General features: G+C 50.9%; 22 protein-coding genes and 1 other RNA gene. 9 read left to right on the forward strand and 14 right to left on the reverse strand.

What is annotated here, in order from left to right:
- Positions 1-19 precede the first annotated feature (19 nt).
- Positions 20-1,543 (reverse strand): Fe-S cluster assembly protein SufB, encoded by a 1,524-nt coding sequence (gene sufB / locus EAH77_RS09085; protein ID WP_140471866.1) that lies wholly within the window; start codon positions 1,541-1,543, stop codon positions 20-22.
- 30 nt (positions 1,544-1,573) lie between these two features.
- Positions 1,574-1,945, reverse strand: a complete 372-nt coding sequence (gene sufA, locus EAH77_RS09090; RefSeq protein WP_140471868.1) for a Fe-S cluster assembly scaffold SufA — start codon at positions 1,943-1,945, stop codon at positions 1,574-1,576.
- Between the two features lie 484 nt (positions 1,946-2,429).
- On the opposite strand from sufA, the gene EAH77_RS09095 reads away from it, so the two are divergent.
- Positions 2,430-2,834, forward strand: coding sequence for a hypothetical protein (locus EAH77_RS09095; protein ID WP_140471870.1), 405 nt, complete (start codon positions 2,430-2,432; stop codon positions 2,832-2,834).
- A 109-nt stretch (positions 2,835-2,943) separates the two neighbouring features.
- Here EAH77_RS09095 and EAH77_RS09100 read toward each other — a convergent pair whose 3' ends face one another.
- Positions 2,944-3,363, reverse strand: coding sequence for a hotdog fold thioesterase (locus EAH77_RS09100; RefSeq protein ID WP_140471872.1), 420 nt, complete (start codon positions 3,361-3,363; stop codon positions 2,944-2,946).
- Positions 3,364-3,381: 18 nt separating this feature from the next.
- A complete protein-coding gene (ydiJ, locus tag EAH77_RS09105; RefSeq protein WP_140471874.1) occupies positions 3,382-6,438 on the reverse strand; it encodes a D-2-hydroxyglutarate dehydrogenase YdiJ in 3,057 nt (1,018 codons plus the stop codon).
- Positions 6,439-6,711: 273 nt separating this feature from the next.
- Here ydiJ and ydiK point away from each other — a divergent pair, with 273 nt between their 5' ends.
- Both ydiK and rprA read left to right on the forward strand, forming a co-directional pair.
- Positions 6,712-7,809, forward strand: a complete 1,098-nt coding sequence (ydiK, locus tag EAH77_RS09110; protein WP_140471876.1) for an AI-2E family transporter YdiK — start codon at positions 6,712-6,714, stop codon at positions 7,807-7,809.
- A gap of 217 nt (positions 7,810-8,026) precedes the next feature.
- Positions 8,027-8,137: antisense sRNA RprA (rprA, locus tag EAH77_RS09115), an RNA gene on the forward strand.
- A gap of 159 nt (positions 8,138-8,296) precedes the next feature.
- Here the strand turns inward: rprA and ppsA are convergent.
- The gene (ppsA, locus tag EAH77_RS09120) at positions 8,297-10,678 is read right to left on the reverse strand and encodes a phosphoenolpyruvate synthase (protein WP_140471878.1); all 2,382 of its coding nucleotides are present in this window, start codon (positions 10,676-10,678) and stop codon (positions 8,297-8,299) included.
- 512 nt (positions 10,679-11,190) lie between these two features.
- On the opposite strand from ppsA, the gene ppsR reads away from it, so the two are divergent.
- The 4 genes from ppsR (at position 11,191) to EAH77_RS09140 (ending at position 15,431) form a co-directional block, all read left to right on the forward strand.
- Positions 11,191-12,012, forward strand: coding sequence for a posphoenolpyruvate synthetase regulatory kinase/phosphorylase PpsR (gene ppsR, locus EAH77_RS09125; RefSeq protein WP_140471880.1), 822 nt, complete (start codon positions 11,191-11,193; stop codon positions 12,010-12,012).
- A gap of 127 nt (positions 12,013-12,139) precedes the next feature.
- Positions 12,140-13,186, forward strand: coding sequence for a 3-deoxy-7-phosphoheptulonate synthase (locus tag EAH77_RS09130; RefSeq protein ID WP_140471882.1), 1,047 nt, complete (start codon positions 12,140-12,142; stop codon positions 13,184-13,186).
- 383 nt (positions 13,187-13,569) lie between these two features.
- Positions 13,570-14,604, forward strand: coding sequence for a hemin-degrading factor (locus EAH77_RS09135; protein ID WP_140471884.1), 1,035 nt, complete (start codon positions 13,570-13,572; stop codon positions 14,602-14,604).
- Positions 14,601-15,431: a heme/hemin ABC transporter substrate-binding protein gene (locus EAH77_RS09140; RefSeq protein WP_140471886.1), complete on the forward strand. Its 831-nt coding sequence runs from the start codon at positions 14,601-14,603 to the stop codon at positions 15,429-15,431. Before EAH77_RS09135 ends, EAH77_RS09140 begins: the two co-directional genes overlap by 4 nt.
- On the opposite strand, the gene EAH77_RS25680 is transcribed toward EAH77_RS09140, so the two are convergent.
- Positions 15,424-15,546, reverse strand: a complete 123-nt coding sequence (locus EAH77_RS25680) for a hypothetical protein (RefSeq protein WP_277752557.1) — start codon at positions 15,544-15,546, stop codon at positions 15,424-15,426. The genes EAH77_RS09140 and EAH77_RS25680 overlap by 8 nt on opposite strands.
- On the opposite strand from EAH77_RS25680, the gene EAH77_RS09145 reads away from it, so the two are divergent.
- Positions 15,506-16,453: a FecCD family ABC transporter permease gene (locus EAH77_RS09145; RefSeq protein ID WP_241673435.1), complete on the forward strand. Its 948-nt coding sequence runs from the start codon at positions 15,506-15,508 to the stop codon at positions 16,451-16,453. The genes EAH77_RS25680 and EAH77_RS09145 overlap by 41 nt on opposite strands.
- Positions 16,450-17,238 carry a heme ABC transporter ATP-binding protein gene (locus EAH77_RS09150; protein ID WP_140471889.1) on the forward strand — a complete coding sequence of 263 codons (789 nt, stop codon included), beginning with the start codon at positions 16,450-16,452 and terminating at the stop codon, positions 17,236-17,238. Before EAH77_RS09145 ends, EAH77_RS09150 begins: the two co-directional genes overlap by 4 nt.
- 10 nt (positions 17,239-17,248) lie before the next feature.
- Here the strand turns inward: EAH77_RS09150 and EAH77_RS09155 are convergent, their stop codons facing one another.
- The 8 genes from EAH77_RS09155 to arnD form a co-directional block, all read right to left on the reverse strand.
- Positions 17,249-18,703, reverse strand: a complete 1,455-nt coding sequence (locus EAH77_RS09155) for a protein adenylyltransferase SelO (protein WP_140471891.1) — start codon at positions 18,701-18,703, stop codon at positions 17,249-17,251.
- Positions 18,704-18,860: 157 nt separating this feature from the next.
- Positions 18,861-19,589, reverse strand: coding sequence for an EAL domain-containing protein (locus EAH77_RS09160; RefSeq protein ID WP_140471893.1), 729 nt, complete (start codon positions 19,587-19,589; stop codon positions 18,861-18,863).
- 371 nt (positions 19,590-19,960) lie between these two features.
- The gene (locus EAH77_RS09165; RefSeq protein WP_140471895.1) at positions 19,961-20,974 is read right to left on the reverse strand and encodes a lipoate--protein ligase A; all 1,014 of its coding nucleotides are present in this window, start codon (positions 20,972-20,974) and stop codon (positions 19,961-19,963) included.
- 87 nt (positions 20,975-21,061) lie between these two features.
- On the reverse strand, positions 21,062-21,541 hold the full coding sequence (locus tag EAH77_RS09170; protein ID WP_140471897.1) for an NlpC/P60 family protein: 480 nt from the start codon (positions 21,539-21,541) through the stop codon (positions 21,062-21,064).
- 166 nt (positions 21,542-21,707) lie between these two features.
- Complete coding sequence (gene arnF, locus EAH77_RS09175; RefSeq protein WP_140472221.1) at positions 21,708-22,097, reverse strand: 4-amino-4-deoxy-L-arabinose-phosphoundecaprenol flippase subunit ArnF; 390 nt, start codon at positions 22,095-22,097, stop codon at positions 21,708-21,710.
- Between the two features lie 14 nt (positions 22,098-22,111).
- Positions 22,112-22,444: a 4-amino-4-deoxy-L-arabinose-phosphoundecaprenol flippase subunit ArnE gene (gene arnE / locus EAH77_RS09180; protein ID WP_140471899.1), complete on the reverse strand. Its 333-nt coding sequence runs from the start codon at positions 22,442-22,444 to the stop codon at positions 22,112-22,114.
- Positions 22,441-24,108: a lipid IV(A) 4-amino-4-deoxy-L-arabinosyltransferase gene (arnT, locus tag EAH77_RS09185; protein WP_194150502.1), complete on the reverse strand. Its 1,668-nt coding sequence runs from the start codon at positions 24,106-24,108 to the stop codon at positions 22,441-22,443. Before arnT ends, arnE begins: the two co-directional genes overlap by 4 nt.
- Before the next feature lie 2 nt (positions 24,109-24,110).
- Positions 24,111-25,010, reverse strand: coding sequence for a 4-deoxy-4-formamido-L-arabinose-phosphoundecaprenol deformylase (gene arnD, locus EAH77_RS09190; protein ID WP_140471903.1), 900 nt, complete (start codon positions 25,008-25,010; stop codon positions 24,111-24,113).
- Position 25,011 lies beyond the last annotated feature (1 nt).

Consider the following 25,011-nt stretch of genomic DNA (forward strand, 5'->3'; position numbering starts at 1 on the left):
TCAGATGTTTTTGAAAAAATTATCCGACGCTGTGCTCAAGGCTGATGGCCAGAAGTTTTTGTGCTTCAACAGCGAACTCCAGCGGCAGCTCGGAAAAGACATCTTTACAGAAACCGTTAACAATCATCGAGATGGCATCATCTTCGCTTATCCCGCGCTGCAAGCAGTAGAACAGCTGATCGTCGCCGATTTTCGACGTAGTGGCTTCATGCTCCAACTGGGCAGTGTTGTTCCGCACTTCCACATACGGGAAAGTATGCGCCGCGCTGTCCGGGCCGATAAGCATTGAGTCACACTGGGTAAAGTTGCGGGCGTTTTCCGCAGACGGCAGGATTTTCACCAGGCCGCGATAACTGTTCTGACTATGTCCTGCAGAAATACCTTTGGAAATGATGGTCGACTTGGTGTTTTTACCAATGTGGATCATTTTCGTACCGGTGTCCGCCTGCTGTTTACCGCTGGTCAGCGCCACGGAGAAGAATTCACCGATCGAGTTATCCCCTTTGAGGATCACACTTGGGTATTTCCAGGTGATCGCAGAACCGGTTTCAGACTGCGTCCAGGACATTTTCGAACCCGCACCTTCACAAAGTGCACGTTTGGTCACGAAGTTCAGGATCCCGCCGGTACTGTCTTTGCTGCCGGAGAACCAGTTCTGCACGGTGGAATATTTCACTTCAGCATCTTTATGCAAAATGACTTCAACCACTGCGGCATGCAGTTGGTAGGTGTCGCGCACCGGGGCCGAGCAGCCTTCGATGTAGCTGACATAACTGCCTTCGTCAGCAATCAGAATAGTACGTTCGAACTGGCCGGTTTTCGCCGCATTGATACGGAAATAGGTCGACAGTTCCATCGGGCAGCGCACGCCTTTAGGCACGTAAACGAAGGTGCCGTCAGAGGCGACAGCTGCGTTCAGCGCCGCAAAGAAATTATCCTGAGCAGGCACAACGGTGCCGAGATACTTGCGTACCAGATCCGGGTATTCATGAATAGCTTCACCGAAGGAGCAGAAAATAACACCCGACTCAGCCAACTTCTCACGGTACGTGGTGGAAACAGACACCGAGTCGAAAATGGCATCGACTGCCACTTCTTTGCCTTCACGTACTGGAACACCCAACTGCTCAAAGGCTTTTTCCACTTCGCTGGTCAGGTAGTTCTTACCGTCGAGCGCAGGAATACCATGAGCGTTAGCTGGCGACTCTTGCGTTGCACCCGGCTGTGAGCCACAGGTGTCATCACAGCTGCCGCAAGAAGGTGCGGAATAGTAGCTGTAATCCTGATAGTCGAGCGGCGTGTAGTACGCTTTTAACCAATGTGGCTCTTCCATTTTCAGCCAAGCATGGTAAGCCTGCAGACGGAACTCCAGCATCCACTCAGGCTCATTGCGCTTCGCGGAAATGGCACGCACCACATCTTCATTGATGCCAGATGCTAATTCATCGGTTGCCAGCTGGGTGAAGAACCCTTCCTTGTATTTCGTCTCCTCGCCGACCCAAGACTGCACATCGTCTGGAATTTCTACGTTGCTTCGTGACATATTGGTTACATCGCTTCGTTTACAATAATGTTAGACACCAAAGCTTTCGCCACACCCGCAGGCATGCTGAGCTTTAGGATTATTGAATTTAAATATTTGATTCAGCCCTTCACGGACAAAATCCACCTCAGTACCATCGATGAAAGGCATGGCTTTCAACGGAATAAATAACTTCGCACCATCATGCTCAAACACCAGATCATCGCTGGCTGGTTGCTTGGTCAGGTCCAGCACATAGGCAAAACCGGCACAGCCGGACTGCTTCACAGAGAGCTGTAGCCCTCTCACCTCAGGATCCTGAGTGATCAACGTTTTGACCTGCTTTGCCGCAGAGTCAGTTAACGTGACACCTTGCCAAACATTCTCATCTAAAGAAAATGTACCGACAGTTTCAGTTTGCATCTGTCCTACCTCATCGTTTCAGGGTCATAGACAAGACCTAATGTGCCTATTCTAGTGATAACATCTATCACTTCAACCTCTTGTTTTAAGAGGGTATAGCGATTTCGCGTGAGGAGAGTCACTCAACGCCTGCGCTTTCTCAGGCTGGCCGCTGGCGGGTCTTCGACACCGCAGCCATCAACACATTGAATAAGTTGTCAATTTTTTGTTAAAAAAAGTTAATTACCCACGGAGACCGCAGAATAAATAGTGTTCCTGATAACTATTATAAAACATTCATCGGAAATACCTATTTATGAATTCGTTCATTTATAGTCAGGAAATGCCTTTTTTAACGCTATTTCCACACTAAATTAAGGGCTATTTAGCTGATTAAGCCTGCCGAAAATAAAGTCAGTGTCGTGATTGATCCGCCGCTCATTTATCAATATGATGCATTTTCAAATTGATAATGGTTATCATTCAAAAAATCGGACTGAAGCGAATGGCTCAATCTGTTAATGCGTGGCTACAAAATAAAATCGACGAATACAAATTTAGTGTCCGCGATGCCACGGTAGACTTTTATCTAACGGAAGCCGCGCTGTGCCGTGAAGACGCCGACATCAGCCAGCTAAAACGCTTCAATACACATTGTCTCGACATGGCCAATCTCTGCCTGCAAAACGGCGATGATCACAGTTACCTGCACGCCCTGTGCAAACTCCATAACCGCCTTATTGTTGAGATCAACACGCCACACCGCAGCGAGCTTTTCCGTGTGCAGAGTTACCACTTCGCACGCCATACGCTCAAACTCATCTGTCACTATTATGCCATGATGGGCATCTGGGACAAAGCAACGGCCTTCCAGACTGACTTCGTTAAGCGCGTGCCTTTCCAGCTTTAACTTAATTTCAACAAATTAGCCTCAACCCATTGGGCAAATAAAAAAGCGGAAGCATCGAAAATGCCTCCGCTCTGCCCATTGAGATCCTGATCTGAAGCTAATAACAGGTTTAAATATCAATCACCATCGTGGTTAGCCGCGAAATACAGCACAGCTTGTCGTGCTCATCGAAGATCTCAATCTGCCAGACCTGATTGCGTCGGCCTACGTGCAAAGGACGGCAAATCCCCTTTACGTATCCTTGAGTCGCGGCGCGAAGATGATTCGCGTTAATTTCCACGCCGACGACCTGTTGTTCGCCCCGTGTACACAGATACCCGGCCATTGAGCCCATCGACTCCGCCAACACCACCGACGCGCCGCCGTGTAACAGGCCAAAAGGCTGCGTGGTCCGCGAGTCAACGGGCATAGTTGCTTCAAGGTGGTCGTCACCCAACAAGGTGAACTCAATCCCAACATGCCCGACCATACAGCCCTGGCTGTGATGATTGAGCGCATCAAGGGTGGTCTCTCTTTTCCATAATGCCATGTTCTGCTCCTGCAACCTTTAAGGGATCAACTCGAGTAATGCCTGTAAGGGATGGCGCAGGCCATTACCTTCAATACGTTTTACCTGACTGCGGCATGAGTAGCCGGTTGCCAGACAGCGCTGACGCGGCAGACGCTGCAAGGACTGATGCCATGACAGTTCATAAATGCCCAGCGAGTTTTGGATATTGTTGCTCTCATGGCCGTAAGTTCCCGCCATGCCGCAGCAACCAACGCTGATGTTTTCGAGTTTGGCTCCGTAGCGGGCGAAAATATCGCTCCATTGCTTACTGCTGCCCGGCAATGCCGTGCTTTCGGTGCAATGGCCGAACAAATACCAAGACTCGCCACTTTGTTGCTGTTCAGGGAGTGCATTCAGCAATTTATCCAGCCATTCATGCACCAGTTGAACTTCAAACGAACCGCGTGTTTCACCCAAAATTTCTTTGTATTCGTCGCGATAACAAAGCACCAGCGCAGGATCAACCCCCACCAGCGGCATCCCAAGCTGGGCAACGCGGTTGAGGAAAACTGAAGTCTTTTTCGCTGTTTTGGCAAAGCGTTGCAAGAACCCTTTAATATGCTGCGCTTTTCCATTAGGGGAAAATGGCAGCAGCACGGGTTTCAGCCCCAGTTTCTCCACCAACCGAACGAAATCAGCCACGACCTGAGCATCGTAATAGCTTGTGAAAGGATCTTGCACAATCAGTACATAATTGCTGCGCTGTGCAGGACTGATTTTTTCCAGCTGCTCTAGCGTCATCTTGATTGCGCTATGGCCTAGCAGTTGCTGACGCAGCGTCGGTGATGAAAGCAATGGCAGGTCTACCATGCCGATACTTTTGCGGCTCATCTCTCTGACCCAAGGCTGGCTAAAGAAAAAGTTGAATACCTTCGGCGCCTTCGCCATCAGCGGCGTATAGCTTTCAACCCCGGCGACCAGATAGTCACGCGCCGGACGCAGATATCGGGTGTGATAAAGCTGCAAGAAGCGCGAGCGGAAACCGGGCACATCAATTTTAATCGGGCACTGCGTCGAACAAGCTTTACACGCCAGACAACCAGACATCGCCTCTTTCACTTCATGGGAGAAGTCGTACTCGCCCTTATTGGCATACCAGGTATTGCGCGTACGGTCGATCAATACGCGGAAACTCATTTTTTTCTGCGGCAACGCATTTTCCAGGGCAAGCGGGTCGACCCCTTGCTCGGAGAGTAAACGTAGCCATTCCCGCACCAGACCGGCACGGCCTTTTGGCGAATGAATGCGGCTGCCGGTGATTTTCATCGACGGACACATCGGACTTTTCACATCAAAGTTAAAGCAAAGGCCGTTCCCATTACACTCCATCGCGCCACGAAATGACTGTCGCACTTCCAGCGGAATGCGGCGGTCCAGTGTGCCGCGCTTTTCAGCGTCCACCTTCATCATCGGTTCATCGCAATCAAGCGGCGCACAAATCTTGCCGGGATTTAGCCGGTTGTCCGGGTCAAACACCGCCTTAATGCGGCGAAGTTCTGTGAACAGCGTTTCACCAAAGAAAGCCGGGCTGTATTCAGCACGAAAACCTTTACCATGTTCGCCCCACAAAAGGCCGCCATATTTGGCGGTCAGCGCCACCACCTGGTCAGAAATTTGTTTGAGTAAAACTTCCTGCTGCGGATCACACATATCCAGCGCGGGGCGCACGTGCAGCACCCCGGCATCAACATGGCCGAACATGCCATAACTGAGATGGTGGCTGTCGAGCAATGCGCGGAATTCTACAATATAGTCAGCCAGCGATTCAGGCGGCACACAGGTATCTTCAGCAAAAGGCAAAGGCTTGGCCTGCCCTTTTGCATTGCCGAGCAGGCCTACGGCTTTTTTACGCATATTATAAATGCGCTCAATACCCGGCAGATCGGCACATATTTGATAACCGATGACGCCACCTTCACTGTCGCTGATCAGGCCATCCAGGCGTTCACACAACGCTTCCAGTTGGCGTTCAATCAGTTCGCCATCATCTCCAGCAAACTCAACGATATTCAGACCCTGCATATCCTTGCCCGGAATATCAGTAATGTAGTCACGCACGGTATGCCAGACGATATCTTCACGGGCCAGATTCAGCACTTTCGAGTCAACCGTTTCCACCGACAACGCTTTCGCTTCAACCATAAACGGCGCATTGCGCAGGGCAGAGTTGAATGAATCGTACTTAATATTGACCAGACGTCGCACTTTGGGAATTGGCGTGATATTGAGCCGGGCTTCGGTGATAAAAGCCAATGAGCCCTCTGAACCGGTGAGAATGCGGGTCAGGTTAAAGGTTTGCAGATCATCGCTCAGTACGTGGCGCAAATCATAACCGGTGAGGAAGCGGTTAAGTTTAGGGAATTTTTCGATCACCAGCGCGCGATTGTCACGGCAGCTGTCGAGTACGGTACGGTAAATGCGGCCAATGACTGAGTCTTCTTCACCCAGTTTATCCGCCAGCTCCGTCGGTATAGCTGTGGTGTCGAGCATATCGCCGCCAATAACAATGGCGCGCAACCCCAGCACATGGTCGGAGGTTTTACCGTAGACCAGCGATCCCTGACCCGAGGCATCGGTATTGATCATGCCACCGAGCGTCGCCCGGTTGCTGGTGGAGAGTTCAGGAGAGAAGAAATAACCGAGCGGTCGCAGATAATCATTGAGCTGGTCTTTAATCACGCCCGCTTCAACTTTTACCCATCCTTGTTCGACGTTAACGTCCAGAATACGGTTCATATGTCGGGACATATCCACCACAATTCCGCGATTCAGTGACTGTCCGTTAGTACCCGTACCCCCGCCGCGTGGCGTGAAGACCAGCGTTCGGAAACGTTCCTGTCCGGCAAGCCGCGCCAGCAAAGCAACGTCCGATGTGGCTTTCGGAAACAATACCGCATCAGGCAAGAGCTGATACACACTGTTATCCGTCGCCATAGTAAGCCGGTCGGCATAGGTTGTCGTGACGTCACCCGTAAATCCGTCTTTCTTTAACGCTTCCAAAAAATCGAGCACCAGCTGAATGATGCCAGGCGCCTGTGAAATCTGTGGGATCATTTATTTTGACTCTGTCTTTGTTGTTGTTTGCCGGGCCCTGTTCTTTACCCAATATAAAAACTAACATACTTCGTTTTCCAGCGCTTCGTCTGAGTGTGGCCAGTTAGCCGCAAGGCAGCATCCTCCGGTGAAAAAGCCGCACATGCAGAGAACAAAAAATGCAGCATGCTGTCCAAAAGCGGCGTAATGCACCATGCTTATCAACGTGACAGTCTGCAGTAATTGAAAGCGCTATTCAGGCAAATTGCCCTGTTTTTACTATGAGAACGAAGAATGAATCTCCCGATTAAACGTTATGATTTACCTCAAATTATGTTTGGGGTTTTATTTATTGCCCTGATGACGGTGGCCAGCATTTGGATCGTCCAGCCTTTTATTTTAGGCTTTGCCTGGGCGGGAATGGTGGTTATTGCAACATGGCCTTTAATGATTAAACTGCAAAGATTGCTCTGGGGTAAACGTTTCCTGGCGGTGATCGTCATGACATTGTTACTGATTCTGTTATTTGTTCTGCCTATTGCGTTGCTGGTGACCAGCGCGATTGAAAACGGCACACCGTTGGTCCAACTGGCGAGTAACCCGTCCAGTTTGCACATGCCTGATTTCAATTGGCTCCGCGCTATTCCTCTCGTGGGCAATAAGTTGTACAGCGGCTGGCACTCACTTATTAACGGCGGCGGCAATGTACTAATGACTAAAGTGCAGCCTTATGTCGGGCAAACCGCGGCATGGTTCCTGACGCAAGCCGGTCATCTGGGACGCTTTATCGTTCACTGTTCGCTGATGCTGTTATTCAGCGCCCTGCTCTACAGCCGGGGTGAACAAGTGGGTATGGGTATCCGTCACTTCGCCATTCGACTGGCCGCAGAGCGCGGCGACGCGGCGGTTATTCTGGCGGGTCAAGCAATTCGCGCCGTCGCGCTGGGTGTGGTTGTGACCGCGATTGTGCAGTCAGTCCTCGGCGGTATCGGTTTAGCGATTGCCGGTATTCCCTACGCCACGGTTCTGACGGTGTTGATGTTTGTTTGCTGCGTTGCGCAAATCGGACCGCTGCTGGTACTGATACCCGCCATCCTCTGGCTCTACTGGACCGGTGACAATACCTGGGCCACGGTATTGCTGGTGTGGAGTTGCGTGGTTGGCTCGCTCGATAGCGTGTTGCGCCCGGTACTCATCCGCATGGGTGCAGATTTGCCAATGTTGTTGATTCTTTCCGGGGTTATCGGCGGTTTGTTTGCCTTTGGGATGATCGGCCTGTTTATTGGTCCGGTGGTTCTGGCGGTGTCGTATCGTCTGATCTCGCTGTGGGTCAATGAGGCGCCTGAGCCTGAACATAGTATTCATAGCGTGGTAAAATCCCTTGAGGAATAACCTCTAGCCCTACGCTCTTTCGCTGCCTGAGTCGCGAACTCTGGTTCCTGATGATACAGGCAGCGTAATTTGCATTTTTCACACTGCCCCTCTGCATTTCCCTTCTGTCTCGCTGTTTTACTCTTTCTATAAACGTCATTAATTAGTTAGCTATAGAAATAGTTGCTATTAAGACAAATCTTACAGACGAAAACGCTGCATAACCCTAGTATTGTTAACAGTTCGGATTTCAACCCCATGATTTATATGCAAGCTTTCCCCTGAGTCTGCATAAACAAAATTGCTGTGTGTAGTCTTTGCCTATCTCCTATGATGGGCTTTTTTTTGTCCTGCATTTGACTTTCTGCCACTAAAACCGCCATCCAGTCACCTGCTTAAATTTCCCAAATTCCCTTTAAGCCATCCACGGACGCGTTGTGCTATACACAACATAAAAAAGCCGTGGTTCATAAACCACGGCTTTGATGATTGTTGCGTAAGTCTTGTGTTACGACACTTTCTCACCCAGAGCCAACCAGGTCTGTACGACGGTGTCAGGATTGAGAGATAAACTGTCGATACCCTCGTCCATCAACCATTGTGCGAAATCCTGATGGTCAGAAGGCCCCTGACCGCAAATGCCTACATATTTGCCCTGTTTTTTGGCCGCTTTGATAGCCATCGACAGCAATATTTTTACCGACTCATTACGTTCATCGAACAGCTCAGATACCACGCCAGAATCGCGGTCCAGGCCAAGCGTCAGCTGAGTCATGTCATTTGAGCCAATGGAGAAACCGTCAAAATGGTCGAGGAACTGCTCAGCCTGCAATGCATTGGACGGGATCTCGCACATCATGATCACTTTGAGTCCGTTCTCACCGCGCTTGAGGCCCTGACGGGCCAACTCGGCCACGACAGCCTCAGCTTGCGCCACCGTGCGCACGAAGGGGATCATCACTTCAACGTTGGTCAGATCCATATCATTGCGCACCCGTTTCATGGCTTCACACTCGAGTGCGAAACAATCACGGAAATTGTCTGAAACGTAACGACCCGCACCACGGAAGCCCAGCATCGGGTTCTCTTCATGCGGTTCGTACTTCTCACCGCCGACAAGATTGGCGTACTCATTCGATTTAAAATCTGACAACCGCACAATGACCCGTTTGGGCCAGAACGCGGCACCGAGGGTAGCGATGCCTTCGGTCAACCGCGCCACATAGTATTCTCGCGGGCTATCGTACCCCTGAATTAGCTTGCTGATCTCTTCCTGCAAGGCCGGTTCCTGCTTGTCAAACTCGAGCAAGGCTTTCGGATGAACGCCAATCATACGGTTGATGATGAATTCAAGGCGGGCTAACCCAACGCCTTCATTTGGCAGGCAGGCAAAATCAAAAGCCCGGTCCGGGTTACCAATGTTCATCATGATTTTCAGTGGCAGTTCTGGCAGCTCATTGACCTCGGAGCTTTGCACACTAAAATCCAATTCGTCCTGATAGACATAACCCGTGTCGCCCTCAGAGCAGGAGACTGTGACCTTCTGGTTTTCTTTCAATTTCTCAGTGGCATCACCACAACCCACGACAGCAGGAATGCCCAGCTCACGGGCAATAATCGCCGCATGGCAGGTACGTCCGCCACGGTTAGTGACAATGGCCGAGGCCCTTTTCATGATCGGTTCCCAGTCAGGGTCGGTCATATCGGTAACTAAAACGTCACCGGCCTTAACGCGATGCATTTCACTGATGTCGTGAATAATTTTGACTGGCCCGGCACCGATGCGATGGCCTATAGCCCGCCCCTCCACCAGCACTTTACTGCTGCCATTTAACTGGTAGCGCTCCATAACCTGGCCGTTAGAACGTACGGTCTCCGGGCGCGCCTGTACGATGTATAATTTATCGTTATGCCCATCTTTGGCCCACTCGATGTCCATCGGTCGGCCATAATGTTTTTCAATCAGCAATGCCTGACGAGCCAGCGCCTGAATTTCGTCGTCAGTCAGTGAGAAGCGTTCGCTGAGTTCAGCGGGAACATCTTCGATTTGTACTTGTTTGCCGTGCTCCTGACTGTCTGCATAGACCATACGAATTTTTTTCGAGCCCATGGTGCGCCGCACAATGGCCGGTCTGTTTTTCGCCAATGTCGGTTTATGCACATAGAATTCGTCTGGGTTGACAGCGCCCTGTACCACCATTTCGCCCAGTCCATAAGCGGAAGTGATGAAGACTACCTGATCAAAACCGGATTCAGTATCAATGGTGAACATCACCCCGGCGGCGGCTAAGTCGGAACGCACCATACGCTGAACACCCGCAGACAAAGCGACTCCGCGATGGTCGTACCCCTGATGTACGCGATAAGAGATGGCGCGATCATTGAACAGGGAAGCATAGACGTGCTTAACCGCTGTCAGCACGGCATCAAAACCCTGCACGTTCAGGAACGTTTCCTGCTGCCCGGCAAATGAGGCATCCGGCATGTCTTCTGCCGTTGCCGAGGACCGCACGGCAAAAGAGGCCTCTCTCTCGCCATCAGAGATCTGCTGATAGGCTTCGCGGATGTCCTTTTCCAGCGCGGGTTGGAAAGGTGTTTCCACAATCCACTGACGAATTTGCGTACCCGCTTTTGTCAGTTGATTAATGTCATCAACATCAACGGTGTCGAGCAAATCATGAATTCGTGTGTTTACACCGCTTTGATCGAGAAAATCGTTAAATGCCTGAGAGGTAGTAGCAAAGCCGTTCGGCACGGAAACACCGAGATCGGACAGATTAGTTATCATTTCTCCCAGGGAGGCATTCTTACCCCCGACCTTGTCAACGTCGTTCATACCTAGCTGGTTGTACCAGATAACATTGCGTAAATCGGGTTCGAGATTGGCCATGAAACAATCCTTTATTAATTTCAGTAGACTACTTTATTAATCAAGCAGGCTAATAGTTGAGGTAAGTAATTTGGCTTTTTACTGAGTGGGTCAGTTATTTTAGCCTAGCATAATGATCCCTCACTCTTGGATAGGTGAATCGATCCAGCTAATTAAACTATTTCTGTTTAAGAAAATTCTAACCTTTCCATTCTTACCTGTAGCCCAAAATATCAGTAATTGTTTACAAATCATGTAGAGACACCCTACATAACGCTTTATGTAGGTACATTACCAGTACAGCTGAACATGTGCTGAAACAAATCAAAATGATGCGAGAAGTCTCTGAATAAATAAAATGTCATTTCATTTTTCTCAGGGAATTTGCGCAATATCTCGCAGAGTTTGCGCAATAAAATTTTTATGCTTTTTATTTATCTGCAATACGGCTATTACTGTTTATCTGACAGAAAAGTTAAATGAAAATGCTGACCGTGTAGGTCAGCAGTATTAATGAAATTCAGGAGTTTGATATGGATAGATGCGTATTTTACATTTCAGACGGTACCGCCATCACGGCAGAAGTGTTGGGCCATGCCGTGCTGTCGCAGTTTCCGGTGAATGCCACCACGTTTTCGCTGCCTTTTGTCGAAAATGAGGGGCGAGCAAAAGCTGTTTGCCTGCAAATCAATGAAATCTATGAGAAGACCGGGGCGCGCCCGTTAGTATTTTACTCGATTATATCGCGGGAAGTTCGGGACATCATTGTCAGCAGTGAAGGCTTCTGTCAGGACATCGTTCAAGCTTTGGTGGCCCCTCTGCAGAATGAGCTGGGCGTAGATCCGACGCCGGTTGCCAACCGTACTCACGGATTAACCGCGAGTAATATCAGTAAATACGATGCACGCATCGCGGCCATTGACTACACGCTGGCACACGATGACGGTATCTCGTTGCGCAATCTCGATCAGGCGCAGGTGATTTTGCTCGGCGTATCGCGCTGCGGCAAAACACCTACAAGTCTCTATCTGGCGTTACAATTTGGTATTCGTGCGGCGAACTACCCCTTTACCGCCGATGACATGGATAACATTCAACTTCCCCCGGCACTTAAGCCGCATATGCATAAGCTGTTTGGCTTAACGATTGACCCGGAGCGGTTATCGGCGATACGCCAGGAAAGAGTGGAAAACAGCCGCTACGCGTCGATGCGCCAATGCCGGATGGAAGTGTCTGAAGTCGAGGCGTTATTTCGTAAGAATCAAATTCGCTATCTCAACAGTACAAACTATTCCGTGGAAGAGATCTCAGCAAAAATCATGGACAGTTTTGGTATGAGCCGACGTATGTTTTGACAGCTTTTACTGACCCAGATTGCATAACCCGACGTCTGTGGTTGAAAACATCTAATTTTGCGTTATTGTGATCGCCATCACTTCCCGGTATTCCTGCCGTAGCGAAGACAAAAATTTAGAGAATCACATGTCACAGACAGATGAACTGCGTACGACGCGCATCGATAGCCTGATCACACCTCAGGCGCTGGCAGAAAAACTACCAGTTTCCCCGTCGGTTGCACAAAACGTGACAGCGTCACGTAAGCGAATTGAGAAGATTATCAGCGGTGAAGACTCGCGTCTTCTGGTCGTTGTAGGGCCCTGCTCCATCCATGATATCGAAGCGGCAATAGATTACGCCACGAAACTGAACGTTCTGCGTGAACGTTATCAGGATCGCCTTGAAATCGTGATGCGTACCTATTTTGAAAAACCGCGCACCGTCGTGGGCTGGAAAGGGTTAATTTCTGATCCAGAGCTTAACGGTTCGTATCGCGTTAACTATGGCATCGAACTGGCGCGTAAAGTATTGCTCGCTATTAACGAGCTGGGGATGCCAACCGCCACCGAATTCCTGGATATGGTGATCGGCCAGTATATCGCTGACCTGATTAGCTGGGGTGCGATTGGTGCGCGTACCACCGAAAGTCAGATCCACCGCGAGATGGCCTCGGCCCTGTCGTGTCCGGTTGGTTTCAAAAATGGTACTGATGGCAATACCCGCATCGCCATTGACGCGATCCGCGCCGCACGTGCCAGCCATATGTTCCTTTCACCGGATAAAACCGGTCAGATGACCATCTACCGCACTGCGGGCAACCCTTATGGTCACGTGATCATGCGTGGCGGTAAAAAACCCAATTACCATGCTGATGATTTACAGGAAGCCTGTCGTAATCTGTCTGAATTCAATCTGCCACAGCGTCTGGTTGTTGACTTCAGCCACGGCAACTGTCAAAAGCAGCACCGCCTGCAACTTCAGGTGGGAGAAGATATTTGCCAGCAAATCCGCAGTGGCTCTACCGCCATTGCTGGAATCATGGCTGAAAGTTTCCTGGAAGAAGGCGCTCAGCCGATTGTTGCCGGAAAATCGCTGACCTACGGTAAGTCCATTACAGACCCCTGCCTGAGCTGGGCTGATACTGAGACATTGCTGGCGAAGTTAGCTGAAGCGACTGATAGCCGTTTCTGAATACATTCCAGGTCATATCTTATCCACCCAAAGGGGCAACATCATGTTGCCCCTTTTTTCATGCAGTAAATCTGTTAACGCACTTTTTCACATACCGCACAGCTGCTGATTTCCCTCATGGTTTTGACTTTCTCCCGAAAAAAATTGTGGTTAAACATCGAATTACTGACGATTTAGCGTCAAATTCCACTTGATGTGCCATGGCAATAATTTGATAATGATTATCACAATGATATTAATTACCATTAACATTTATGGCGTTAAATGACCAATCTGAATACATCACGCCTTCAGATGCCAGTGGTAACGAGTTAACGCCACCCTCTTCATCGCCCGGACGCCACGCCGGACGTTAGTCATGTAATATCCACGAGGACAGCGCAATGAGTTCAGTAAGCTATGAAAATTATCTGCAAGCGAAACAATCCCACCCTGAAAAATATGCACGTGATCTGGCTGAGGTCTTCAACATCACTGAAGCTGAGCTGACCCATTTACGGGTTTCCCATGACACTCGTCGTCTGGATGTGGATGCTCGCACCTTGCTGACGGCGCTGGAAAACGTGGGAGGCGTAAAGTCCATAACACGCAATGCCTATGCGGTGCATGAACAACAGGGGCGTTATGAAAACCAGCACCTGAACGGCCATGCGGGGCTTATCCTTAACCCCAGGGCGCTGGACCTTCGGTTATTCTTGCAGCACTGGCTGCATATTTTCTGCATGACCGAAAACCATCCGAATGGCGATCGTCATAGTATTCAGTTCTTCGATGCTGCAGGCAATGCGGTGCACAAAGTCTATGCTACCGATGAAACCGATCTGGCGGCATGGCAAACGCTGGTTGATCAATATCGCAGTGAAACTAACCCCCCGTTGGATATTACTCCGACGCAAACAACATCAGAGACTGCCCGGTCAGAGATAACTGACATCGATGCCGAATGGCGTGCGATGACTGATGTCCATCAGTTCTTCCCGTTGCTACGACGCCACAATCTCAGCCGTCAGCAGGCATTTCGCGCCGTCGGCAATGATCTGGCGTATCGCGTGGATAACGCTTCGCTGGCACAAATTTTGGCCGCGGCAAACGTTCAGCATAATGAAATCATGATTTTTGTTGGTAATCCGGGCTGTGTGCAAATTTTCACCGGTAAAATCGAAAACCTCCGACCACAGGGAGAATGGATCAATATCTTTAATTCTCGTTTTACTCTGCACCTGATCGAGAGCGCGATTGCAGAAAGTTGGGTCACGCGTAAACCGACTAAAGACGGGTTCGTTACCAGCCTGGAATTGTTCGCCTCTGATGGTACGCAAATAGCCCAGCTCTTTGGCCAACGTACTGAAGGTCAGCCAGAACAACGCCTGTGGCGTGAGCAAATTTCTGCTCTGCGTAACGAGGAAATTGCCGCATGAATCATCGCATAAATGCAGTGTTGTTCGTGCTGGTTGGTTATTTGACACCGCTGTCGCACGCAGCAGAACGTGTTATCAGTATTGGCGGCGATGTGACTGAAATCGTCTATGCGCTGGGTTCCGGTGATGAGGTGGTGGCCCGTGACAGTACCAGCACACATCCTGAGAAGGTCGAAAAATTGCCGGACGTAGGCTATATGCGCCAGCTGAATGCCGAAGGTATTTTGGCCATGAAACCGACGTTGGTACTGACCAGCGAACTGGCCGAACCTTCGCTGATTTTGCAGCAAGTGGCACAAAACGGGGTAAAAGTGGTGCGAGTACCGGGCAATGCTTCGCTCGATACCGTGCCGCTAAAGATTGAAGTGATCGCAGACGCCCTCAACCGGCAGCAAGAAGGCGAAAAACTGATTGCCACCTATCGTCAACAACTGGCGGCCGTGAAAAAGGGACTTTTACCGGTCAAAGTCTTGTTTGTGATGAATCACGGCGGCACTACTGCACTGGCCGCAGGGCAGAACACGGCGGCGGACGCGATGATAACGGCAGCAGGCGCGCAAAATGCCATGCAAGGATTCACGCGCTACCGGCCGTTATCGCAGGAAGGTATTATCGCCAGCGCACCGGATTTATTGTTAATAACCACTGATGGTGTTCGCACGCTGGGCGGATTGGATCAGGTATGGAAACTGCCGGGGTTGGCCCTGACTCCCGCGGGTAGAAATCATCGTGTACTGGTACTTGATGACATGTCTTTATTAGGCTTTGGCCTTGAGACACCCACCGTGCTGGCCACTCTGCGCCAGGCTGCGGAACAGGTTAAATAATGCGCTCGCTGGCCACCTTCGCGCCCAGGCGGTTGCATGCACCGGTTAGCGTACTTATCGGGCTGACGGTCATATTGTTAGTTCTGGCGATCATTGCCGTTAATTCTGGGGCCATGTCGCTACCTTTTCGCACGCTGATAAGTCGCCCGCTTGATGACGGCATGTGGCAAATCTGGCTGACTATTCGCCTGCCGCGGGTACTGCTCGCCATCGTAGTAGGCTGTGCCCTCGCCTGTTCAGGTGCGGTCATGCAGGGACTGTTTCGCAACCCGCTGGCTGACCCAGGCCTGCTCGGAATTAGCAGCGGAGCCGCGCTATTTGTCGCACTGATGATTGTCATGCCACTTTCGCTCCCGCCGTGGCTCGCCCTTTATGGGCATATGTTTGCAGCTTTTGCCGGTAGCCTGGTCATTTCCCTGATCGTATTCACCTTGAGCCGCTTTGGTCACGGCAATTTATCTCGCCTGTTACTGGCAGGGATTGCCATTAATGCGCTTTGTGGCGCAGCGGTCGGGGTACTGAGTTACGTCAGCGACGATCAGCAGTTACGCCAGTTTTCATTATGGAGCATGGGAAGTTTAGGGCAGGCACAGTGGTCAACACTGCTAGTGGCGACAACATTGATTTTACCCGCCAGCGTTGCAACATTCCTCTTATCCCGCCGCCTGAACCTGTTACAGCTGGGTGATGAAGACGCCCACTATCTCGGCGTTAATGTCCGCCGGACTCAGCTGCAATTATTGCTGCTGAGCGCGCTGCTGGTAGGCGTGGCGGTAGCCGTGACGGGTGTTATCGGATTTATCGGGCTGGTTATTCCGCATCTGCTGCGTATGCGCGTCGGGGCAGATCACCGCTGGTTACTGCCCGGTTCAGCATTGGGGGGTGCTGGTTTATTGCTTCTGGCCGATACGCTTTCAAGAACGCTGGTGGCACCCGCCGAAATGCCGGTTGGGCTGCTGACCAGCCTGCTGGGTGGGCCTTATTTTCTATGGTTGATTTTACGTCCGGGAACCCGCCGATGACCCCCTCTTGTTCCGCATTGCTGGCGGAAGGCCTACAGTTTTCTGTCGGCCATCGCCGTCTGATTGACGATGTTTCCCTCAAACTAAACAGCGGCGAAGTGGTCGCGCTAATTGGCCCGAACGGCGCAGGAAAATCCACTCTGCTACGCCTGCTAACAGGTTATTTGCAACCCGATCAGGGACGATGTGAATTACTGGGGAAGGCGCTCAGTGACTGGCCACCGCAGGAGTTGGCCCGCACCCGCGCAGTGATGAGACAAAGCAGCGAGCTGGCTTTCGGTTTCAGTGTGCGCCAGATCATTACCCTTGGCCGCGCACCCCATGGTAAAACGTATAACGCCGAGGCGCTGCAACAGGTAATGGCACAAACCGACTGCCTCACTCTGGCCGACCGCGACTATCGCCAACTTTCTGGCGGTGAGCAGCAGCGGGTACAACTGGCCCGGGTGCTGAATCAGCTGTGGCAGCCGCAACCGTCGCCGCGTTGGCTGTTCCTTGATGAGCCCACGTCTGCGCTGGATCTCTATCATCAGCAGCATACGCTGCGCCTGCTTCGACATCTTACTCGTGAAAGTCCGCTGTCAGTCTGTTGTGTACTGCATGACCTAAATCTGGCCGCACTGTATGCCGACAAGATTGTGCTGCTGCATGAAGGAAAAGTGGTGGCGTCCGGCAACCCGGATAACGTGCTGACAGCGGAGATTTTGGCGCGTTGGTATCAGGCCGACTTAGGTGTAAACCGACACCCCGAACATGCCGTGCCGCAGGTGTTCCTGCGGCAGTAGTGGTGCAGTGTCAGCTTGAGCAGGACACTTCCAGATGTTTACCCCAATCAGGTGGTAGCGCAGCCATGGCATCATATTGAGGCGCGTCACTGTAGGGATCACGTAACGCCTGATGTAACTGGGTGAGTACGCTGATGTCATCTTGCTCTGCGCGTTCAATGGCCTGCTGAGCAAGATAGTTGCGCAAAATAATGCGCGGGTTGGAAAGCTTCATCGCTTGTTGTCGGGTGACATCATCCTGACCGTCATGCTGCAAACGCTGGCGATATTGCTGATACCAGTGGTCAAAGGCAGCACGATCTATGAATTCGTCCCGCAGAGGCGAAGCCGGATTCTGTTGTTCAACCTCACTAAGCAGACGGAAGGTACGGGTGTGATCACGGCCTTCTTTAGCCATCAAGCTCAGCAAGCCGGTCAGCAAATCATTATCCTGTTTATCTTCGGTGAAGAAGCCAAGTTTACCGCGCATCAGTTTGCCATACGCCGCCATCAGCGCCGGTTCGTAAGCATCAACCGCAGCCTGCAACTGCTCCGCCCCCACCAGACCGGAGAGTGTCTGTACCAAACGATGCAGGTTCCAGTAGGCAACGGCCGGCTGGTTTTCAAAGCTGTAACGCCCTTGGTGATCAGAATGATTACAAATATAGCCGGGTTGGTAGTCGTCGAGAAAACCGTAAGGGCCGAAGTCGATAGTCAGGCCGAGGATCGACATATTATCGGTATTCATCACGCCGTGCGCAAAACCGACACTTTGCCACTGGGCGATCAGGCGGGCGGTTCGTTCAACGACATCCTGCAGCCACAGGGCATAGCGTCGGGCAGGAGAGGTTTCACTTTCCAATAAATGTGGCCAGTGATGGGCAATAACGTAATCAGCCAGCTGTTTTACCTGCTCCGGCTGCTTACGGTAAAAAAAATGCTCGAAGTGGCCAAAACGGATATGACTTTCTGCCACCCGCATCAGCATTGCGCCGCGCTCAGGCTGTTCGCGAAATACCGGCTCATCGCTGGTGACAATAGTCAGTGCGCGGGTGGTGGGTATTGATAAATGATGCAGCGCTTCTGACGCGAGGAATTCACGCACTACAGAACGCAGCACTGCACGGCCATCGCCCATACGCGAATAAGGTGTGAGCCCGGCCCCTTTAAGATGCCAGTCATAACGTTGACCGTTAGGCAGCACTTGCTCACCGAGTAAAATCCCTCGCCCATCCCCCAGTTGCCCGGCCCAGACACCAAATTGGTGGCCGCTGTAGACCTGCGCAAGAGGTTGCATTCCGGGGAAAAAGGCTTCGCCGCACCAGTATTCACGGTATGCGGCATCAAACAGGCTCGCATCCAGGCCCAGCTCCTGCGCCAACGGCTCGCTGTGGTAAAGCAGCTTCGCGCCTTTGAGTGGAGTGGGCTTGAGCGCGGTGTAGAAACCACCGAGCTGGTCGGCGTAGTGATGTTCAAATTGTGGCATAAATCCCCCTTTCTTTCAGTGTAGAACCGCAGGGCATGGATTAACACGGAGGAAAAACAGGGAGATTATCGTCGGGGGCTTAATCTCCCATGAAAACTGCACAGCCAGAGCATTTTCCCTGGAACCCTGTGGGCTGAACCAGCGTATGACGGGGAACTCAGTGATATTGGGGAGGCCTGCGTAGCAAAGCATCCAGTTGGGACGGTTCAACACCCGGCCATAGCTGCCCTTTCATGCCCTGCACTTCACTCTTATTCAGGGCATCGAAATGTTCTGTATTGTCCAGACCATCAATCACGATATTGTGGCAGAATCGGTTAATGTTTCTTATCAATGACGGCAGCACAATAGTGAAATTTTCTCCCTGATAAAGTTCCCAGAAAAGGCCACGGTCAAGCTTCACCCCGCTGAAAATATGATCAAATACCGGTACCATATTAACATTGCCGGAGCCAAAACCGTCTAGCCATAGAGTGAAATGACTTTTCAAGGCCATTAATTGGGAGTTACGCTTTCCTTGCGAAAGTTGCGGAAAGGATTCACTGAGACTGAGATGAATAAAAGAACAAGCTTTGAGCTCATCACGTATGTCGATATTTTCAATAATAATCTTGGCGAGTTTTTCCTCGATAGAAATATTGAGGATGACTTGGTTTGCCTCAAACCAAACGGCATGCTCCTGAGCCCAGGCCGATTGTTCGGCTAGAAAGTGGGATAATTGCTGAGTGTCTAATAAATTCAAAACCAGCTCTGTCGGCATAATTAGTTTGCTGTCAATGCTTGCAAAGCGGCATATTAATTCAACCGCTAATAATTTCCCTTTACCGGAATATATAGGTTGGCAAAGGTAGTTGCTGTTAAAAGCCGTATCGAATTGTATTTTCATTTTTTTCCAAAACATCAACGGCGCTACGCAATGATTAATAACTCTGATGTGTATCAATAAAAATTAGGACGGTAACCGGGTGCCGAGGCATACCCAATGCAATCCTGTTACTGATACCAAAAAAGTGCCTATCTGGGGTTAAGCATGCTGCACAGATTTCCTAAAAAGAAGCGAAATCAATATTTTCAGAATACCTCCCCCTCCTTTGTTGCTCTCTCTTTTCAGGGGCATAAAAGGGGAAATCGGGTGTTATCTTTCAATCTTATCGTTAGCCGCACCTTCGTGCAACTGAGTAAATTCTTGCGCGTTTCATGAAAAAAAACACGCTGCAAATGTCGTTCACAACAGCAGTTGCTGGAACTCGATTTTTCTTATTGCACGCAACTGACCAGCCAATCTCGTAACTCACTGAGTTCAGCGCGCTGCTGCGGATACTGCGCAATTATATTCAGGCATACCGTCGCTATTTCAGAAGGCCGATATAACGTATCCACCAGTTGTGCTGCCAGCGCATTCAATGGCGAAGGGTTGAGACTGTCGGTAAAAAGCTGCGTGCGACTGATCCGGCCTTTTAAAATATCAAAGTGAATATCCACGCCGCCCCAGACAAAACGCTCATTCAGTAAATGGCTGAATGCTGGCGCTTTACCGAAATTCCACTCCCAACTGCTTTGTTTGGTGAATTGTTCAGCAAAACCAGGTAAATCGGGGAATACGTCAGGGGAGATGATTTCTGGCTCAACCCGTAAGCCATACCAATCAAAGAAGGATGTGATGATCGCATCGCATATTTGTGGATGATCAATACCAGGAATGAGTTCACCGAGATTAGCTACGCGCGAACGCACAGAGGTGATGCCCTTGGCTTGTAATTTTTTCGGATCAGGATTTAGATAGTCTGCCAGCCGGCTGAGGTCAGCATTGAGCAATAAAGTACCGTGATGGAAGCCACGATCCTGCGTTTCTTTATAGGCAGAACCGGAAATTTTACGTTCGCCATCGACAGTATTCGCCACCAAATCATTACGCCCCGAGGCACTGGCGTTGATACCCAACGATGTCAGCGCATTAAGAATAATGGCCGTTGAGACGCTTTTATCATATTCCGGCTTGCCCGCCATAAAGGTAAAGCAGGTATTACCCAAATCATGAAATACCGCCCCGCCGCCGCTGCTGCGTCTGGCAAGGCGGATACCATCCTGCTCCATGCGACGGGTATTGCACTCTTTCCACGGGTTCTGCGCTTGCCCAATAACCACGGTTTCAGCATTGCGCCACAGGAATAATACGCGCTGGGTGGTCATCTGGCGGAAGATACACTCTTCCACCGCAAGGTTAAACCAGGGGTCGAAGGAGTCGGAAAGCAGTAATCTGAGAGGTTTCATCACGTTTCATCCTGAAAGAGGTCTGACGTGATGATAGCAGGTTAAAAGCGAGCTAAATACGCGGAGGCAATGGGGAATTATGCCAGGCTAAATTCTACGTGCCTGCCAATAAACTTTGCGCCAATAGACGTTATCGAGCGAGGAACGCGTGACGCCCTGACTGGTGGAAGCATGGATAAACTGATCGCCGGTGTCGTAAATGCCCACGTGCAGGCCGTTTTCACCGCTGCCGGTTTTGAAAAAGACCAGATCGCCCGGAAGCAGTTCGTCGCGGGATACTTTATTGCCAATTTTGGTTTGAGCGGCGGTGGTGCGTGGCAAGATGACGCCAAAACGGTCACGGTAAGTGCGAAATACAAAACCGGAGCAATCAACGCCGCTTGGCTGTAAACCGCCATAGCGATATGGCGCACCATGCCACTGACTGAGTTGATCATTTAATTGTGCAACGACGGCGATGGAATCGGAGAATTTACCACTCGGCGGCGGTGCATGGCTGCTACACCCATTGAGTACCAGCGCGGCGGCTATCAGCAGGGAATATAGTGTTCCGGTCTTCCAACGCATGGCGGCCTTTCCTTCTGGATGACGGTCATAGTGAAAGGATCAAGCCAAAATCGGCTAAGACACGCCACTATGCTCTAAGATCTGGTTATTAGAGGATAAAAAGAATCTAACGCTATTTTATCCGTCATCCAATCGAAAAACGCAAATTTGTTGGAATTTATCGCTTTTAGTGAGCCTCCTGGCTCGGTTTACTGTGGATTAGCCAGACGCCAAACAGCACCAGTAATCCTCCACAGGTTTTCAGCAGATGGATATCTTCATTGAACCAGGGGAGCGAAACCGCGGCCAGATAGACCAGAGCATAGCTGAGACTCAGCAGCGTATACGCCCGATGCAACGGCAATATGCGCAGCGTGAAGTACCAGCAAACCATCGACAAGACATAACCGGTGATACCACAAGCTACCGATAATAACGCCGGCAAGTGGTTGAGTATCCAGGGTAATTGAATATCAGACAGTGAAAATAGCGGGATTTGTACCATTCCCCACTTCATCAGCAGTTGCGCGAGGGTCACCAACAATAAACTGGCACTTCCCCACGCGTAGCCTTTCATTATTTCGGTGGTTTTCATGCGTTAATACTCATCAGCGCTATCCCCAGCATGATAAAACCGACCCCTATCCAGTGGCGTCGGTCTACCTGTTCTTTGAAAATCCAGCGCGCGCTGAGGGTGATCAACACAAAGTTAAGGCTGAGCATCGGATACGCTATGCTCAGCGGCAGCTGTTGCAGCACGTGCAGCCACAACAGCATGGCAAACCCGAGCAGACATATCGCCACCGCCAACCAACGTAGAACCCGTGTGACATTGCCTTTCTCAACTTGCGAGGCTTGCTTTTGACAAAGCTGCCCCGCACAGGTCAGCATGCTGACCACTAATACCAACAGATAACCGGTCATGGCAGTTTGTTGTAGAACAACAGGGCTAAGCGATCCATTTCAACAATTTTATCCGGTACAGGAAGTTTGGAGTTATCAGCATCGATGCTCTCCTGCTTCACAGCAACCGCAACCATACCTTGCTGACGTGCATTTTGTAGCCATACAGGGAAGCGCTGAGCATCAATATAGCGATGTTGTGCATCAGGATAACTCAGGCCATATTGCACCTCCCCTTTTTCATCGTACATCAAGATATCGCTGCGTTTGAGTGTCCAGGCGAGCCCGGTTGCTATGCCAACGTTATCAGCCAAAACGTACTTGCTCTCTTTTAACAACGCGATATTGGCATCAATAAATGCCTGCGGCTGTTTGGAATCGATCACCTTTTGCGGAATAACCTGACCCACCAACAAAGCCAATACCAGCGGACAGGCGGCCGCCCAATACCAGCGATTACGCAATGAGGTCAGACTGAGTGCCCCCGCCAGTGCCCAAACCGCGAAGCACAAGATGGCAATGACGACTTTCGGGAACTCTGCGGCGGTGTAAACGGGCTTGATATGCAGCGGTAAGCGTCCGGAAATGACGACCAGCGCGATCACCGCCAGTACACCAAAGACAATGTTGATAATACCATTGGCCCTGAGGGCTTTAAGACGACCGGACAGTCGTATCTGGTCCAGATAATCCGCCATCAGCAAGGCCAGTGGTGCAAAGCACGGAAGGATGTACGTCGGCAATTTCCCTTTAGCGATGCTGAAGAAAATCAACGGCATCACCGCCCAACTAAGCAGGAAAAACAGTTCAGGACGCATCACGCGTTTGGTCCATCCACCCGCCACCGCGCCCGGCAGTAATCCCATCCACGGCAATGCACCAAGGAAGACCACCGGAATGTAGTACCAGAACGGCGCTTTGTGCTGGGCATTCTGTTCAGCGAAGCGCTGAATATGTTCGACCCAAAAGAAGTAATTCCAGAAGTCCGGCTCGCGGTGCGCAATCGCCAATACCCAGGGCAGGCTCAGCAAAACAGCACTGAGGATGGCCAGCGGCCCCCAACCAAACAGGGTTTTGAACCTTTTCTCGCGCCAGATAATCGGCAGCACGGCGATCACCGGGACGGCCAGCGCCAGAAAGCCTTTGGTCATAAAGCCCATACCACAAGCCAGGCCGAGCGCTATCCAGCTCAGTGCTTTATGCCGGGTACTGGTGACCCGCAGACAGTAATAACTGGCGACCATTGCAGCCGTCATCCACAGCGTGATCATCGGATCAAGAACGCTGTAGGTTCCGATAGTGAAAACCAGCAGGAAAGAAAGATAAATCAGTGCGGCAACACAGGCCGTCTGGCGGTTACGCCACATCAGCATCGCCAGCCAGAACACCATTATCGTACTAAGCAACGTGCAGAATACTGAACCGAAACGCACGGCAAAGTTAGTGTCACCGAAGATCATCTGGCTGAGGTTATTAAACCAGTAGCCCGCCACCGGTTTTTCAAAATAGCGCAGACCCAGCAGATGCGGCACCACCCAGTCACCCCGTTGCAGCATTTCGCGGCTGATTTCCGCATAGCGGGTTTCATCAGGCTGCCATAGCAGGCGGGTATTCAGTGGGACCAGATAAACCAGGGCAAAGAACAGGAGGAGTACGGTGCTCCACACACCTTTGTACGCTTTCAACATCAGGAAAAACCTTCTTGCTGGCAACCTAACCACCCTTCCCGTCCGGGGAAGGAGGAACGAACGACACGACCGACCGGTAAACTGGACAGATCGTCAGGCAATAGTTCACCCAGTGCACAGAACTGAATGCCCTGTTGAGCTGCGCGGGTCAGTAAATCGTCAAACATGTCGGCCAGCGACATACCTTCTACTTCGGCATGAATGGTATAGACCGGCACGCCGTTGTCATGCTCGATGGCCTGCAGGATAAAGTCATTAAACGTCGCCGTGGTCACTTCATTGCCAATGACTTCATCGTAGGTCGGCAGGGTCACAGGGATTTGTACCGTGCCTGTTTCGCCGTTTTCCAGCAGCGGTAAGAATGGCCGCTTGCCCCTGCAGTCGCTGTTGTAGCGAAAACCAAAGGTCTGTTTGACGTCAATCACCCGCTGGTCAGCGCGCCAACCGGCCACCGCAGAGCAATCCACCGCTTTGCCGATGCTGTTTTGCAGTGCTTCCAGACCGAGACGAATCTGTTTTTCCAGTTCAGGCTTAGACCATTTCGCCACTTTCGCCTGCCAGCCCTGATGATCCCAGGCGTGCAAGCCGACCTCATGACCACGCTCAGCCGCCTCTTTCATCAGTGGTGCGAAATCACGATAGATTTTTTTACCCGGCCACGCCGTACCGGCCAGCAGAATATCCAGACCGTACAGTGACGCCGCGTTAGAGCGCAGCATTTTCCACAGGAAGCGCGGACGCAAAAGGCGCCATAAATGACGCCCCATGTTGTCCGGACCTACGCTGAAGAAAAAGCTGGCAGTGATGTGATGTTTTTCCAGAACACGCAGTAACTGAGGGACACCCTTTCGGGTGCCGCTCCAGGTGTCGACATCAATTCGTAGACCGACTTTTTTCATC

The organism is Ewingella americana, assembly GCF_006438725.1.
In the GTDB taxonomy this organism is placed as follows: Bacteria; Pseudomonadota; Gammaproteobacteria; order Enterobacterales; family Enterobacteriaceae; genus Ewingella; species Ewingella americana_A.

Bases quoted from the DNA above. Each gene is read 5' to 3' on its own strand.
- arnE (WP_140471899.1), bottom strand. From the start codon at position 22,444: ATGACCGGTTATCTGTTGGTATTAGTGGTCAGCATGCTGACCTGTGCG.
- EAH77_RS09095 (WP_140471870.1), top strand. From the start codon at position 2,430: ATGGCTCAATCTGTTAATGCGTGGCTACAAAATAAAATCGACGAATAC.
- EAH77_RS09135 (WP_140471884.1), top strand. From the start codon at position 13,570: ATGAGTTCAGTAAGCTATGAAAATTATCTGCAAGCGAAACAATCCCAC.
- EAH77_RS09160 (WP_140471893.1), bottom strand. From the start codon at position 19,589: ATGAAAATACAATTCGATACGGCTTTTAACAGCAACTACCTTTGCCAA.
- EAH77_RS09150 (WP_140471889.1), top strand. From the start codon at position 16,450: ATGACCCCCTCTTGTTCCGCATTGCTGGCGGAAGGCCTACAGTTTTCT.
- EAH77_RS25680 (WP_277752557.1), bottom strand. From the start codon at position 15,546: ATGGCCCCAGAATTAACGGCAATGATCGCCAGAACTAACAATATGACC.
- arnF (WP_140472221.1), bottom strand. From the start codon at position 22,097: ATGAAAGGCTACGCGTGGGGAAGTGCCAGTTTATTGTTGGTGACCCTC.
- ydiK (WP_140471876.1), top strand. From the start codon at position 6,712: ATGAATCTCCCGATTAAACGTTATGATTTACCTCAAATTATGTTTGGG.
- ppsR (WP_140471880.1), top strand. From the start codon at position 11,191: ATGGATAGATGCGTATTTTACATTTCAGACGGTACCGCCATCACGGCA.
- sufA (WP_140471868.1), bottom strand. From the start codon at position 1,945: ATGCAAACTGAAACTGTCGGTACATTTTCTTTAGATGAGAATGTTTGG.
- EAH77_RS09100 (WP_140471872.1), bottom strand. From the start codon at position 3,363: ATGGCATTATGGAAAAGAGAGACCACCCTTGATGCGCTCAATCATCAC.
- EAH77_RS09155 (WP_140471891.1), bottom strand. From the start codon at position 18,703: ATGCCACAATTTGAACATCACTACGCCGACCAGCTCGGTGGTTTCTAC.
- EAH77_RS09130 (WP_140471882.1), top strand. From the start codon at position 12,140: ATGTCACAGACAGATGAACTGCGTACGACGCGCATCGATAGCCTGATC.
- arnD (WP_140471903.1), bottom strand. From the start codon at position 25,010: ATGAAAAAAGTCGGTCTACGAATTGATGTCGACACCTGGAGCGGCACC.
- ppsA (WP_140471878.1), bottom strand. From the start codon at position 10,678: ATGGCCAATCTCGAACCCGATTTACGCAATGTTATCTGGTACAACCAG.
- EAH77_RS09170 (WP_140471897.1), bottom strand. From the start codon at position 21,541: ATGCGTTGGAAGACCGGAACACTATATTCCCTGCTGATAGCCGCCGCG.
- sufB (WP_140471866.1), bottom strand. From the start codon at position 1,543: ATGTCACGAAGCAACGTAGAAATTCCAGACGATGTGCAGTCTTGGGTC.
- EAH77_RS09140 (WP_140471886.1), top strand. From the start codon at position 14,601: ATGAATCATCGCATAAATGCAGTGTTGTTCGTGCTGGTTGGTTATTTG.
- EAH77_RS09165 (WP_140471895.1), bottom strand. From the start codon at position 20,974: ATGAAACCTCTCAGATTACTGCTTTCCGACTCCTTCGACCCCTGGTTT.
- ydiJ (WP_140471874.1), bottom strand. From the start codon at position 6,438: ATGATCCCACAGATTTCACAGGCGCCTGGCATCATTCAGCTGGTGCTC.